Origin of the sequence: Arenibacter arenosicollis, from assembly GCF_014397245.1 — a bacterium.
GTDB classification, from domain to species: domain Bacteria; phylum Bacteroidota; class Bacteroidia; order Flavobacteriales; family Flavobacteriaceae; genus Arenibacter; species Arenibacter arenosicollis.
Window position 1 is genome coordinate 190145 of the sequence record NZ_JACLHY010000002.1, and the last position, 14791, is coordinate 204935.

The 14791-nt window shown below is 38.7% G+C and carries 12 protein-coding genes; 2 read left to right on the plus strand and 10 right to left on the minus strand.

Going from position 1 to position 14791, the window contains the following annotated elements:
• Positions 1 to 463: 463 nt before the first annotated feature.
• Positions 464 to 1357, plus strand: a complete 894-nt coding sequence (gldA, locus tag H4O18_RS03905) for a gliding motility-associated ABC transporter ATP-binding subunit GldA (RefSeq protein WP_187581800.1) — start codon at positions 464 to 466, stop codon at positions 1355 to 1357.
• A gap of 35 nt (positions 1358 to 1392) precedes the next feature.
• Here gldA and H4O18_RS03910 read toward each other — a convergent pair whose 3' ends face one another.
• From H4O18_RS03910 to H4O18_RS03935, 6 genes are all read right to left on the minus strand, one after another.
• Positions 1393 to 2265 (minus strand): ABC transporter ATP-binding protein, encoded by an 873-nt coding sequence (locus H4O18_RS03910; protein ID WP_187581801.1) that lies wholly within the window; start codon positions 2263 to 2265, stop codon positions 1393 to 1395.
• Entirely contained in the window at positions 2262 to 2933 is a 672-nt protein-coding gene (gene modB / locus H4O18_RS03915) for a molybdate ABC transporter permease subunit (RefSeq protein ID WP_187581802.1), read from the minus strand. The genes H4O18_RS03910 and modB overlap by 4 nt, the downstream gene beginning before the upstream one ends.
• The gene (locus tag H4O18_RS03920) at positions 2933 to 3286 is read right to left on the minus strand and encodes a TOBE domain-containing protein (RefSeq protein WP_222942327.1); all 354 of its coding nucleotides are present in this window, start codon (positions 3284 to 3286) and stop codon (positions 2933 to 2935) included. Before H4O18_RS03920 ends, modB begins: the two co-directional genes overlap by 1 nt.
• A gap of 40 nt (positions 3287 to 3326) precedes the next feature.
• The gene (gene modA, locus H4O18_RS03925) at positions 3327 to 4040 is read right to left on the minus strand and encodes a molybdate ABC transporter substrate-binding protein (protein WP_343065406.1); all 714 of its coding nucleotides are present in this window, start codon (positions 4038 to 4040) and stop codon (positions 3327 to 3329) included.
• Between the two features lie 127 nt (positions 4041 to 4167).
• A complete protein-coding gene (locus H4O18_RS03930) occupies positions 4168 to 4977 on the minus strand; it encodes a sulfurtransferase (protein WP_187581805.1) in 810 nt (269 codons plus the stop codon).
• 16 nt (positions 4978 to 4993) lie between these two features.
• A complete protein-coding gene (locus H4O18_RS03935; RefSeq protein WP_187581806.1) occupies positions 4994 to 6157 on the minus strand; it encodes an alpha/beta hydrolase family protein in 1164 nt (387 codons plus the stop codon).
• 323 nt (positions 6158 to 6480) lie between these two features.
• Between H4O18_RS03935 and H4O18_RS03940 the strand changes: the two genes are divergently transcribed.
• Positions 6481 to 9531, plus strand: a complete 3051-nt coding sequence (locus H4O18_RS03940; RefSeq protein WP_187581807.1) for a PVC-type heme-binding CxxCH protein — start codon at positions 6481 to 6483, stop codon at positions 9529 to 9531.
• Between the two features lie 394 nt (positions 9532 to 9925).
• Here H4O18_RS03940 and H4O18_RS03945 read toward each other — a convergent pair whose 3' ends face one another.
• The 4 genes from H4O18_RS03945 to uppS form a co-directional block, all read right to left on the minus strand.
• On the minus strand, positions 9926 to 10435 hold the full coding sequence (locus tag H4O18_RS03945) for an OmpH/Skp family outer membrane protein (RefSeq protein ID WP_187581808.1): 510 nt from the start codon (positions 10433 to 10435) through the stop codon (positions 9926 to 9928).
• 79 nt (positions 10436 to 10514) lie between these two features.
• On the minus strand, positions 10515 to 11357 hold the full coding sequence (locus H4O18_RS03950; RefSeq protein ID WP_425489121.1) for an OmpH/Skp family outer membrane protein: 843 nt from the start codon (positions 11355 to 11357) through the stop codon (positions 10515 to 10517).
• Between the two features lie 105 nt (positions 11358 to 11462).
• Positions 11463 to 14042, minus strand: coding sequence for a BamA/OMP85 family outer membrane protein (locus H4O18_RS03955; protein ID WP_187581927.1), 2580 nt, complete (start codon positions 14040 to 14042; stop codon positions 11463 to 11465).
• Positions 14043 to 14046: 4 nt separating this feature from the next.
• Positions 14047 to 14763 carry an undecaprenyl pyrophosphate synthase gene (gene uppS / locus H4O18_RS03960; RefSeq protein ID WP_246473985.1) on the minus strand — a complete coding sequence of 239 codons (717 nt, stop codon included), beginning with the start codon at positions 14761 to 14763 and terminating at the stop codon, positions 14047 to 14049.
• Positions 14764 to 14791: the final 28 nt, after the last annotated feature.

Consider the following 14791-nt stretch of genomic DNA (forward strand, 5'->3'; position numbering starts at 1 on the left):
TAATTGCCTGTCTATTAAAGCCTTTCAGCTTTACTACATTTGGATTTTACCATTTATTTTGAAAGTTATATCCAAAAAAAAAGTCCTGGTTTTCACAGGACTTTTATCTATATATACTTTAAAATATGCTAGAACAGTCCCCTTCCTCCCTTAAAAAAGAAGTAAAAATAAAAACCGTTCCAGAAATATTGCTTTGTCATTTTTCTTGTAAAACTGCGGCTAAAGTAATAATTATATTTATAAATCATTCCCTAAGCTACAATTTTTTTATTTAATTTATTATATTTTAAAAAAAATGTGAATTCCGTCCCTAAATTGGCTCAATTTTACGAATTATCAAGTATAAATAAATACACCCAGCTTTACAGAAAACAACTATCCAACATTGACCTTCAATATTTTATCAAGAATAAATAAAACTAGATTTCACTAATTTGCATTATTTTTGATAAAAAGTAAACGCATGTCCATCCTAGTAAAAAACATCACCAAATCCTTTGGTAAACAAATAGCATTGAACAAGGTTTCCTTTACTATTGAAAAGGGAGAAATTGTCGGCTTTTTAGGACCCAATGGCGCTGGGAAATCCACCATGATGAAAATTTTGACCACTTACCACACCCCGGATGAAGGACAGGCAGCAGTAAATTCATTTGACGTACAAAAAGATAAGCAGAGCGTTCAAAAAAGTATTGGTTATCTCCCTGAACACAATCCTTTGTATCTGGACATGTATGTGAAGGAATATCTTGGATTTAATGCCGACGTATATAAAGTTGACAAGGATATGATCAATACGGTAATTGCCCAAACAGGCCTTACCCCCGAAGCCAACAAAAAGATTGGACAGCTTTCCAAAGGTTATCGGCAGAGGGTAGGACTAGCCGCCGCACTTTTGCACGACCCAGAGGTTTTGATTTTGGATGAACCAACAACGGGTTTAGACCCCAATCAATTGTTGGAAATTAGAAAATTGATCCGGGAAATTGGAAAAGAAAAGACTATTCTACTTTCCACGCACATCATGAAAGAGGTAGAAGCCGTTTGTGACAGGGTACTGATAATGAACAAAGGAACCTTGGTAGCAGATAAAAAACTTTCGGAATTAAGGGACGGACAGGACCAGATATTGGTGGTTGAATTCGATTTTAGAGTGGAAGAAGCATTTCTGAATAAATTGCCCAATGTGACCGCGGTTAAAAATATAGGTGGTTTTGTTTACGAGATTACCTTTAACACTACCAAGGATATGCGCCCTGTGGTATTCGACTTTGCCCATGATAATCAGTTAAAGACACTTCAATTAAGTAGGAAAAACAAAAATCTGGAGAGCCTATTTACAGAGATGACCGTTTAAACCAAGAAATCATTAATATCTGGCAAAACCAATTCCTATAATTTTTGAATTATAGGGTTAAAAGCCTTTGAAGCCACAAGAACCTGATCTCCCACCTTTAAACCATTAGCTTCAGTACGGTCCGAAACCACCTTAATAATATCATTCCCAATAAGTACAGAAATTACATAAATAACATCCTCCCTTTCTATTTTCAGGACTTCTCCAGAGAACCTAAATTTAGCACTGGTCTTGTTAAGTCCAAAGAAATCGGCGGCCGCGCCTTTCTTGATTACCTTACCATTTTGAAGCTCAAATACGCAATCCGATAATTTTACAATTTCCCCAATATCATGACTTACCAGTATCGTAGTGAGTTTGAATTGTTTATGGATTTGCAGAATGTACTCCTGCAATTTTATCCGCATCTTTAAATCTAAGGCTGATAATGGTTCATCCAAAATTAAAATCTCCGGTCTTTGCACCAATGCTCTGGCCAATGCCACTCGTTGTTTTTGTCCCCCCGAAAGGGTTTCCGGTTTTCTTTGTTGCAATTCGCTGAGCTGTGCAAAATCCAACAACTCCTCAATTATAGATTTATCCTGGTTCCTTTGAAGGGCATATTCCAAATTTTGCCTAACCGTCATATTAGGAAACAGGGCGTAGTCTTGAAATACATAACCCACCTTTCGTTGTTGTGGAACAAGATTAATATTCTTATTGCTATCAAACCAAGTTATCCCGTCTACAGTAATAGTTCCGATATCTGGTTTCAACAAGCCACTAAGCATTCTTAAAGTAGAGGTTTTCCCGGCCCCGGATTCCCCGAACAAGGTAACAAATTGCCCCTTTGCAATGTTCAATTCCAAATCAAGGACCATTTTTCCTCCGGTCGACTTAAGTATTTTTTTTAGGTTTAGCCGTATCATGGAACAAAGCGCTTAAAATATCCCCCATTTGCAAGATAAACCAAAAGTAGAATAATGAAGGTTATGGAAAACAATATCAATGAATAACTATTGGCAGCGGAGTAATTCATCGCTTCTACCTCGTCATAGATGGCAATAGAGGCTACTTTGGTCTTTCCTGGCATATTACCTCCAATCATTAAAACCACGCCAAACTCACCAACCGTATGGGCAAAGGACAAGACAATGCCTGTCAAAAGCGCGGGCTTAACATTGGGCAATAATATTTTTATAAGGGTTGTCATTTTTGATTTCCCCATGGTGTATGAAGCTTCTTTTAGTGTAGATGGCAGGGAGGAAAGCCCGGCTTGAATAGGTTGTACCATAAACGGAAGGCTATATATGACCGAAGCCACCACCAAACCGCCAAAAGAAAATATAAGTCTTATTCCCAACCATTCATTCAACCAATTCCCAAAAGCATTTTCCGGACTAAAAGCCACCAACATATAAAAACCCAATACCGTTGGTGGCAGCACCAAGGGCATGCTGACCAGAGTTTCTATCACTGGCTTTATTTTAGATTTGGTATTGGAGAGCCAATAGGCAATGGGAATTGAAACCACAAACAATATAGCCGTGGTTATTAAGGCAAGTTTAAAAGTAAGAACCAGAGGTTGCCAATCCATTATGGTGCCAGTATTATCTCGTTTAATTTAACCATAATTTTCACTTTCATTTTATCAACCAATCCCAATTGCTTTACACTTAAGCTACTTATTATGGCAACGACTTCACCAATACTGGTTTCCAAAATTAATCTACTCATTAATACGCCTATTTCGATATTGGTAATAATTCCAGGAATCTTATTCTCTATACTAACGTCCAGTTCTTTTTGCGTACTAATTGCAACCTCCATTTCCTTAAAAAGGACATTTACCTTGTTGCCCTTTATTAAATATGAGGCTGTTTGAGGCGTATCTATTACTACCGAAATTAGTTCAATTTGGTTATCTACCTCTACATAAACAATGGACATATTTCCATAAGTTTTAATATCTGTAATATGCCCAGGAAAACTATTCATTCACCAAATATCCAAATTCTTTTAATATCTCCATGGCATCCTTGGAAAAAAGAAAATCATAAAAGCCCTTGGCTTCATGATTATTATCCCCTTTTAGATTCACAAGCACCACACCTTGACCAATGTTGGAATAGAGTGAAGGATCTATTAGAATCCACCTACCTTTACCTCTCATTTCCGGAGATAGTACCGTTGATAAGGCCGTGAATCCAATCTGCGCAGCTTTGGAGATAATGAATTGATCTGTCTGACCAATGCTTTCCCCAAAAACCAATTTGGGTCCTAAGGTTTCCTGCAATCCGTAGTGCTGCAAAACTTCCGTGGCAGCAACTCCGTATGGGGCAGTTTTTGGGTTTGCCAAAGCAATGTGTTCTATTTGGGAATTTGATAGCCCAGCAATTGAAACCGGCATATTCTCAATCATTGACCAAAGCACCAATTGCCCCTTTGCATAGACCTTAGGAGAACTCATCGCCTTGCCCCCATTAAAAACCGCTTCCGGATATTTCATATTTGCCGCCACAAAAATGTCATATGGCGCCCCTTCCAAAATTTGTGCTGTTAATTTACCCGACGAACCCACAACCAATTCAAATTCCAAACTAGATTTGTTGGCATAGACTTTTGTCAACTCCTCCATGGCAGAAGCCATATTTGCAGCAGTGGCGACTTTAATTTTTTTAACGTGACTTTCCTGACATGCCACCAAGAAGCAAGTTAAAAAAATGAATCCCGCCCATCCTTTGACTGGTCCATTTAATATTTTCTGGCTCAAGGTCATCTTTTGTTGGACAAATTTAACTTTCTAAAAATAGATTAGGAATAATATGAAATTAGTCCGCAACTTGTGCGTACTCCGTCCACGATCCATCATAAACCTTTTTGGTATTTCCGAGGGTCATTTCAGAAGCAAGTAGAACAATGCAGGCCGTGACTCCGGAACCGCAACTAAACACCAGAGGCCGCCCTTCCTTTTTTAAATCACTAAAAATCTCCTTCAATTCATTCTCCGATTTATATTTCCCATCCTTAAGTACAGTTTCATACGGCATATTGATAGAGTTTGGAATATTTCCTCTTCTTAATTCCTTCCTTGGTTCTGGAACAAGGCCAAGGAAGCGATCTGAAGAACGGACATCAATTACCAAGGCCTTCTTCTCTTCAATATTATATTTGATTTGTTCATAATCCACTACCAATTCAGGATTGAAGTGTGCTTTAAAATTACCAATACCAACCTTCTTCCTAATTCCTTTTTCCGACACATACCCCTTGCTATCCCACTCAGGGAAACCACCATTAAGGACACTCACATTGTCATGTCCCATAACTTTGAACATCCACCAGACCCTTGGGCTTATATATATACCGAAATGATCATAAACCACTATTTTACTGGATTTATTAATACCCAATTTTCTACAGGATATTTCGAATTGGGCCGAGCTGGGCAGCATATTCGGAAACGGGCTATTTTTATCACTAAACTCATTTTCCAAATCAAAAATACGTGCTCCTTTGACCCTTATATCCTCCATATCCGAATCTGTTGCATCATATCGTAACCGAGCATCCAAAATTACTATTTCGGGCTTATCCAAATGTTCCTTAAGCCAATCGGCTGATACAAGTATATTTTGCATGAATAACTATTTAATTTTAATCGATTGATATTTTCAGATATTTTATAACTGCGTCATCACCCTGAAGTGAATTTTTAGGCCTTGGATTTTCTTTGCCAAAAACCATTAAATCCTCAGGGGCCAAAATTGTAACAAAATCCTCCTTATAACCTTCCTCATAAGGAATATTCCCAGCGTTGAGATCAAGATGATGGTCAAAGAAATTGTAGAGAGCCGTTCTTTTATTATATCCATAATCGTGTCTTTCGGCCGGCAGATGAACATTTTCAACCTTGTGCTCAGCATCATATAAGGCATATACCTTTTGAATATAAGGATACTCTACCCTAGGAGTATTCCGTGTCCAATCTGATCCATCCGAAACCAATAGCAAGGGTCGAGGAGCACAAAGGGCAGCAATTTCCACATTATTGGTCTGGTGGTCTGCACTTTTGTGAATGGGCATTCCACTCTCACAAACGCACCCGCCGAAAAAGTGGGCAGAAACCTGTACCACGGGTGCTGCAACTTTAATACGATCATCAATAGCTGTTAGGACAAAGGTCTGTGTACCTCCTCCAGAGGCACCGGTCATCCCTACACGTTCCTTATCCACATCCGACCTGGATAACAAATATTCCAAGACCCGTTTGCTATTCCAAGTTTGCAACAGCAATGCAATAGGCATCTTGTGGTTCACCTGGTTACTTTCGGCATAACCCACCATATCATATGCAAAAACTACCGCTCCCATTCTAGCTAGGGCAGCACAACGCCATTGAATATAGTCCGTATATCTTTTATCTTTCATATGGCCATGAGGGCTTAAAATAGCCGCATATTTGCCCTCCATTTTAATGGGCCTGTACAAGTTGCCCGTAATATAAAAACCTGGAAAGCTCTCTATGGCTATATTTTCTACAATATAACCATCCATAGACCTGGTATTTTTAATAATAGGATTGAAATTGCCAGTTATTCTTGGCATCTTATCCAGTTGCATACCTTCCACAATACCTTTCTTGATTCTCGATGACCTTTGTTCCCAGGATTCCTTGTCGCTCCATTCCGAGGCAAATTTTTTCATCACAATATTTGCTTCATCCTCGGTCCAATGACTTCCAACACACAACATATTATCCTGACCATATACCATGAAACCAAAAAAAGTAATTGCAACAAGACTAAATATATTTTTCATATTTTAAAAGATTATAGTTGACTTTAGATTTGATTTATTGAAAGATGAAAAGCTTTTTTTACATACCGAACAGTAATACCGTTCACTTTTGTGGTTCCCAGCATATTTATTCTGCTAACTAAAATAGCGCTTTTCCTCCATTGTTTTAATATTTAGGTGGCAAGTTCAATAAAATCCATACCAAATATGAATAAACTATAACTAAATCCAGGCCATTTCTCAGAATATCCCTAGAGAATGTCGCGCTTATAGGTCATTTCATTATTTTTATAATACTTGGTGGTTTTTTGGTAAATTGTGATGATACAACCAAATACCAACAAATGTTGCAAAACCAAATTACCATCAAAACCCTAGTAATCGTTTTATTTATAACCACCCTATACGGTTGCAAGAATGAACCTAAAACCCCTATCGATTTTCCAACACTTTCCGAACAGGATAAAAGATTGTCTGAAAATGCTTTGGCCTCTATGGAGGTGGCCGATGGATTATATCTGGAGCTGTTTGCGTCCGAGCCCATGGTAACCAACCCTACCAACATGGCCATTGATGCAAAAGGTAGGATATGGCTTTGTGAAGCCAGGAATTATAGATTATTCGCCAATCCGGATAATAGTTATGACGATACCGGGGATCGTATCTTAATACTTGAGGACACCAATGGTGATGGCAAAGCTGACACCTCCAAGGTTTTCTATCAAGGAGAAGACATAAATGCCGCACTGGGCATAGCTGTGTTGGGAAATAAAGTTATCATATCCGTAAGTCCAAATGTTTTTGTCTTTTCGGATGAGGATGGGGACGACCTTCCCGATTCGAAAGAAATCTTATTTTCGGGTATAGAAGGTGTAGACCATGACCATGGGGTACATGCCTTTGTTTTTGGTCCTGATGGCCGGCTATATTTCAACTTTGGCAATAACGGCGAACAATTATTGGACAAAAAAGGTAAGGCCGTAAAGGACATGTATGGACAGGAAATAATAGCCAATGGCAAGCCGTATCGCGAAGGCATGGCTTTTAGAATGAACTTGGACGGATCAAACCTAGAAGTTCTAGGACACAATTTTAGAAATCCTTTTGAGATTGCTATTGACTCTTATGGTGGTCTATGGCAATCAGACAATGACGATGACGGCAATCGGGGAACCCGAATAAACCATATCATGGAATATGGGAATTACGGATATCGGGATTTGTCAACAGGGGCCAGCTGGCAAGAAAGAAGAACTGGCTGGGAAATTGAAATACCCAAAAGGCATTGGCATTTAAACGACCCCGGAACCGTCCCAAATTTATTACAGACCGGATCAGGGTCCCCATGTGGCATACTTGTTTATGAGGATGACATGTTGCCTCAAAAGTTTCATAACCAACTTATACATGCAGAACCAGGTCACAATGTAGTTCGCTCCTACATTATAGATGAATCTGGGGCAGGCTATACTGCAAAGGTGGAAAATTTAGTAAAAAGTAAGGATGATTGGTTTAGACCGGACGACGTTACCATTGCCCCGGATGGCTCGCTTTTTATTTCCGATTGGTATGATGGCGGTGTTGGCGGACATAAGGCGGAAGACATTGCCAAGGGAAGGATTTACCGTTTGTCCACAAACCAGGAATATCGTCCCGTTTCAATAAATCCAAATACGGAGGATGGAGCAACAAAAGGAATACTCTCGGGAAATATGGACGTTTTTTATCAGTCCTGGCAAAAATTGTATTCCATGGGCGAAGCTTCAGAACCACTTCTAAAGGGTCTGGTAGCTAAGGGTGGTATTGCAAAAGCACGTGCATTTTGGTTAGGGTTGCAAATTCCGACCAAAAGCAACGAATATATAGAAATGGCACTTAAAGATGAAGATCCCAAGTTCCGAATTCAGGGTATTCGTATGGCGCGATATAAAGGGAAAGAAAATTTGGAAAAATACTTGTCCATACTTACCAACGATAAATCGCAACAGGTAAGGCGGGAGATGGCTATAGCGCTAAGGCATATTGGCACTAAAACCGCTGCTGAGCAATGGGCCAATTTGGCCTTACAGCATACTGCCGGTGATCGTTGGTATTTGGAAGCTCTTGGCATAGGAGGCGATCTATTCCCTGACCTGTATTTTAATACCTGGAAGAATAAAGTCGGAGACAATTGGAAAAGCGAAGCAGGAAAGGAAATTGTATGGCGTGTCGGTGCCAAAGAATCGGTTCCTATGATGGTGGACCTAATAGAAGATAAGAATGTACCATCTTCCAAATTGGCCTCCTATTTTAGGGCTTTTGATTTTAAGGATCATCCGAATAAAAATAACTATTTAATTAACATGTTGGCCTGGAATCATCCTTTGCAGAACCAAATTCAGGCTTATGCCATAGGCAAGATGGATCCTACATTTGTTCATGGGTCCTCAAAACATATTAAAATAGTAAAGGAAGTACTACCCAAAATTGAAGGAACCCCAGAATGGATCATGGCCATTAAAAACCTCGATCTAAAAAATCAAAATGAGGCATTGTTGCGGGTAGTGGTCAACGGAACCAACAAAGATATTGGAAAGGAAGCTGCAAATATATTGTTCAATAATAACGGCGCTCCTTTGATTGATGAATTTCTTAATTCCAAAGTTCCGGAATCCTCTAAAATCGCAGTTATGGACATGCTCAACGGAATATCCAACCCCGCTGCCATTGAACTGTTAAAGAAAAACATTACAAATAAGGGGTTGAGCCATGCCGTTACCAGAAAAATGATAGAAACCTTGGGAAATACTGGATCTGGACAGCACGAATTATATCAATTACTGGAGGATGGTGAATTAGCCGAAGAGTATAAAACAACGGCAGTACTAAAGCTGATGACCAGTTGGAATAATGAGATCAGAACCAAGGCTCCAAAATTCTTAAGCACTCAAGGAGAGGGAACCTTGAATATTGCTGCCTTGGCAGAACGCAAAGGCAATGCTCTTCATGGTAAGGAAATTTATAGCACTTATTGCAGCTCTTGCCATTTGGCCGCTGACACAGGAATAGAATTTGGACCGGAATTATCGGATATTGGCAATAAGCTCTCAAAACAATTCCTATACTCCAGTATAATTTACCCTAGTACGGGTATCAATTTTGGCTTTGAAGGGTACTCCTTCAAAATGAAAGACGGCAAGGCCTATACGGGTTACATATTAAGCAGGACCGAAGATGAAATTACTATAAAAATGATGGGAGGCACCCAAAAGACATTGGAATTAAAGGATATTGCCGAACAGGAGGCCCTGGAACAATCTTTAATGACACAAGGTCTGGCCCAAATAATGCTAGAACAGGATTTAGTGGATCTCGTAGAATACTTGGGAACACTAAAGGTAGACGCCTTGGAATGACGTTGAATAGGGTAAGATCATGAAAGGGTGTTCATGTCGATATCTCTTGTTATATCCTTTTAAAACGCTTAGGGCCCTACCCTTTTACTGGTTTTCAAAGGAATTTTTTATAAATTTTCCCAAGTCCATTCCAAATAACAAATCAGCATTAACAAAGACTTAGCACCAGTAATAAGCCACGGGTTAAAACCGCTAGAGCCCATATAAAAAAGATATTTTTAAAATTATCTACTCAAGCATCTAGACACTGTACGCATATTAATCCCGCCGAAAAGTAGGATCAGCCCAAGCAACTGCTTTAAATTCGAGGCAAAGCAATTTTTTAAAACAGCGTTTCACAAACAAAAAAAGCCATGCAATTGCATGGCCTTTTCCTATTTATTTAATTCCCTGACTAGAAGCCTAATTGCTTCTTAACATCTGGTAATATATCCTTTCCTTTGGCCACGATCAATCCACCTCCTTGGGTAGCATCCATAACGTAGTCGATTCCTAAAGCTGCAGCTACAGATTCTATAGCTTTTTTAGCCTTTTCAGTGATTGGACCTAAAAGTTCAGCTTGTTTCTTTTGCAATTCTTGTTGAGCCGTTTGCTGTGCCTCACCAATATTCTTTTCAAAACCTTGAAGTTCCAAAGCTCTTTTTTGGTTTTCCTCTTCAGATTTGGAAGAAGACTCATTTGAATACTGCGTGTACTTATTTTTTAGTTCTGTCATAGAACTTTCAATATCCGCCCTATAGGTTTCCTGTAATTTTTTAAGTTCCGCATCCGCTGCTTTCATTTCCGGCATTTCAGACAACAATTTCTGTACATCTATATGCGCAATTTTTGCCTGTGCGTTAACAAAACTGGATGCTGCTACGAACAAAACTATGGCTACTGCTATTTTTTTAATTTGTTTCATGATTTTAATTAATGTTTGAGTGTTAATTTAAAGATTTAGTTATATAAAAGTAATTTGGTTTATAATTAATTCAATGCTATTAATTTTCTTTTGATTCTTCTCCATCATCTTCCTTTGAGTCGCTTTTACCACTTCTCTCTTCTATTTCCTTTTTTCTTTTGGCCTCTCTTTCCTCCAATAATTTTTTCCTTCTTTCCTCGTAAGCCTTTTTCCGTTCTTCTCTAATCCTAAGCTGTTCTGCCCTATTTTCTTCTGCGGTCTTGGTCCTGGCCTCTTCCGCCTGCTTTGCCTTTTCCTGTCTTTCCAACAGTGCATCGCTTATATTTTCCTCCGCTTCCTCTTCTTCAAGATCCTCAAAATTATTTCTTACCCCCTGTTTTTTATTGGGTGCACTTATTTTTCTGGTCCTTGATATTCCTCTTAAAACAAGATCGCTAATATCGTGTCTTTTCTCGGAATACAACATTACAACATCTGCCGATTTATCAAAAATAAAATCATATTTTTTATTTGCCCCTATTTTCTGAACTTCATTAAAAACTTGATCTTGAATAGGCTGGATCAATCGTCTTTTTTGAAGAACCAAATCGCCCTCGGGACCAAATCTATCCTGCTGATAATCGAACATCTCCTTTTCCAAAATCTGGATTTCTTCCTGACGTTCTGAAATCAATTCCTCCGTTAACAGCACTTTCTCTGCCATTAAATCCTTCTTCATCTGATCAATTTCACCCTTCTCCTTATCCAGCTCCAATTTCCATTTCTGCACTTTGGTGGCCAGTTGCTCATTAGCCTCCCTGTACTCCTCCACATTCTCTAGGATATATTCCATATCCACATAACCAATCCTAACCCCTCTTTGCGCTGAAATAGTAGCAACAAACGTAGTTGCAACTAGGAACAAAAGTACTTTTGATTTAATTCTCATGCTATCTTCTTTTTATACTATAGAAAATATCGTGCCAAAATAACTAAATATTTTAGAATGAACCATTTAACATATAAAACAATTGCAAATTTCTATATATTAAAACTGTTGTCCAATGATGAAGTGGGTTTGCCAACCGCTAGGACCAGTCGAATTGGGGTTGTAATCTTGATCAAATCCATATCCAAAATCAATTCCCAATAATCCAAATGCTGGCATAAAAATACGAAGTCCCACTCCGGCAGATCTTTTCAATTCAAACGGATTAAAGTCTTGAAAATTGTTGAAGGCATTTCCAGCCTCTAAAAATACCTGCCCATAAATGGAAGCTGACGGCTTTAGCGTCAACGGATATCTTAGCTCCAAAGAATATTTATTATATACAACACCGCCATCCTGTACTTGTCCGCCACTTAATGGATCTGTACTATAAGGCGTTAAGGATTGATTTTCATAACCCCTCAAGGAAATAACATCCCTTCCGTCCAGAGTATAGGAACCCATTCCGTCACCACCTACGAAAAATCGCTCGAAGGGAACCTTGCCAACATCTTCATTATAATTTCCTAGAAATCCGAATTCGGCATTGGTCCTCAAAACTAATTTATCTACTAAAGTAGTATACCAATCTCCCTTAAAATTAACCTTATAGAATTCCAACCACCTAAAGCGTTCTTGATCTATGCGCTCAATTTCGTCACTATCCAACTCCTCAATGGCTACCTCCTGATCTTCATTAAGTTGCTTATAATCTATATTATTAAACAAAGAAAATGGAGGGGTAAACTTAGCTGTCAGCTCAAAATTAGACCCAGTTCTTGGATAAATACGGCCACCGCCAGTAGCATTTCTCGAGATTCCAAGGGTATATGCTATTGAATTCGATTTTCCATTTCCGAAATTGAAAAGTCCTAAATTATAATCTTGGAAATTATATAATTGATATCCCAAAGAGTGAGATATGGTAAAGAAATCATCTGGCCATTGCACCCTTTTTGCCAAACCGGCCGTAATGCCAGTGATGGAAAATTGCTTGCTCTTATCCGGTTTACTACTTACGTAAGGGTTATAATAAAACTGTTGGGTTCTGGAAAGGGACATATTAAACCTTACCGGCTTTTTACCCCCTAGCCATGGCTCGGAGAAATTTAAACTATACACCCTATAGGTCCTACTCGCTTGCAAACGCAGGGCAAATGTCTGCCCATCACCCATAGGTACCGGCTTATATGCCTCCCCATTAAATAAATTCTTCATGGAGAAATTACTAAAAGACAGTCCCAACGTACCTATAAAACCACCTCCTCCATAACCACCTTGGAGCTCTATCTGGCTGGAGCCTGCCTCCACCAAATTATAAGCGATATCCACTGTTCCAGCATTTGGATCAGGGTTTTGGATATCCGGCTTTATCTGTTCAGCATCAAAGAATCCCAATTGTCCCAATTCCCTGATACTTCTAATGATATCCGATTTATTGTATCGTTGGCCCGGTCTGGTACGCAACTCCCTAAAAATAACGTGGTCATTGGTTTTATCATTACCAACTACGGTCACATGATCAAGGAACGTCTCTTTACCTTCTATAATTCTAATTTCAAAATTGATGGTGTCATTTTCTGCAGAGATCTCGACGGGGTTGATACTGGAAAACAGATAACCAAAATTTTGGTACATATTGGTCAAGTCCTCGGCATCCGGTTTTGTATCATCTGCGATTCGTTTCCTCAACAATACCCCATTATAGGTATCCCCCTTTTTAATCCCAAGCATTTGAGCCAATTGACGGTCCGAATAAACAGTATTTCCTACAAAATCTATATCGCCAAAATAATATTTATTCCCCTCCTCTACCTTGATTTTCACATCGATTAGATCATCAGAAACCTTTACAAAGGTATCCGATATAATTCGGGCATCCCTAAAACCTTTTTCAGCATATTTATCTACTAGGGAAACAAGATCGGTTTTGTAATCTTCTTCGATATACTTGGATTTTTTCCAAAATCGGTAGAACTTTCTTTTCTTGGTCTTTTTCAAGGCCTTACTAAGTTGCTTGTCGGACAACTTTTCGTTTCCTTCAAAAACAATATCGTTGATTTTCACCTTGTCACCTTGCTTAACATTGATGACCATAGTCTGGGTATTGGCATCGGTAGTATCCTTTGCCGTAGCTATGGTAACCTTCGCATTAAGGTAACCTTTCTTTTTGTACTTGTTCTGGATGTAATTCTTGGAATTGGCAATTAAACTCTCGGTTATCTTCTTCCCTTTCTTAAGATCCGTATCCTTTAAAATTTCATCTATCTTTCTTTTCTTAACCCCGTAAACGGTTACATTGGAAAGGGTAGGCCTCTCAATTATATTAAGTTCAAGAAAAACATTTTCACCTTCAATATTGGTAATATAAAAGCTAATGTCCGTGAAAAGTTCCAGTCCCCATAATTTATTGATAACGGCGCTGATTTCATCGCCAGGTACGGTTATGGGCTGCCCAATCCTTAAGCCCGTATAGGTCTTTACGGTCTGTTCATTGTAACTTTGCAATCCGGTTACCTCCAATCCTCCAAGTATATACCTTTTACCATCTTCATAGGAGGAATCCTGTGCCGAGATAACTGTAGTAAAAATTAAGAATAAAAGTGTAATAAAAAGTTCAAGGGACATGAACCTATTCATGTCGCTAGGTGAGTTGTTCGCTAGTTTTTCCAAATCTTCGTTCTCTGTTCTGGTAATTTTTAATGGCTTCCAATAAATGCTGCTCCGAAAAATCCGGCCAAAATACATCAATAAAATACAATTCTGCATATGCAATCTGCCAAAGTAGAAAATTACTGATTCGATGCTCTCCGCTGGTTCGAATCATCAAGTCTACATCCGGTAAATTGTGCGTGTAAAGATGGGTATTAATAATGGTTTCGTCAATATTTTCGGGAGAAATTATATTATTTTTAACTTTGATACTTATCTGTTGAACAGCATTTTTTATCTCTTCCCTAGATCCATAACTAAGTGCAAGGGTCAAAGTCATACCGGTATTCGCACTGGTTTTCGCCATCACATCCAACAATTCCTTATGGGCACTTTTAGGCAAGGAGGCTATATTGCCAATGGTATTTAACTTTATATTATTGTCGTTCAAGGTTATTAATTCCTTTTTAAGGGAAGACACCAATAACCGCATTAGGGTATCCACTTCCAGCTTGGGCCTGTTCCAATTTTCAGTAGAAAAGGTATACAGGGTAAGATACTCCAATCCCAATTTAGCACAGTCCTCGACAGTTCTTTTAACTGTTTTAACTCCTTGTTCATGGCCAAATACCCTTAATTTTCCTTTCTCTTTAGCCCATCTCCCATTACCATCCATTATTATGGCTAAGTGTCTTGGCAATGATTTCATTTTCACCTCTTCCAAACTATTTATTTTA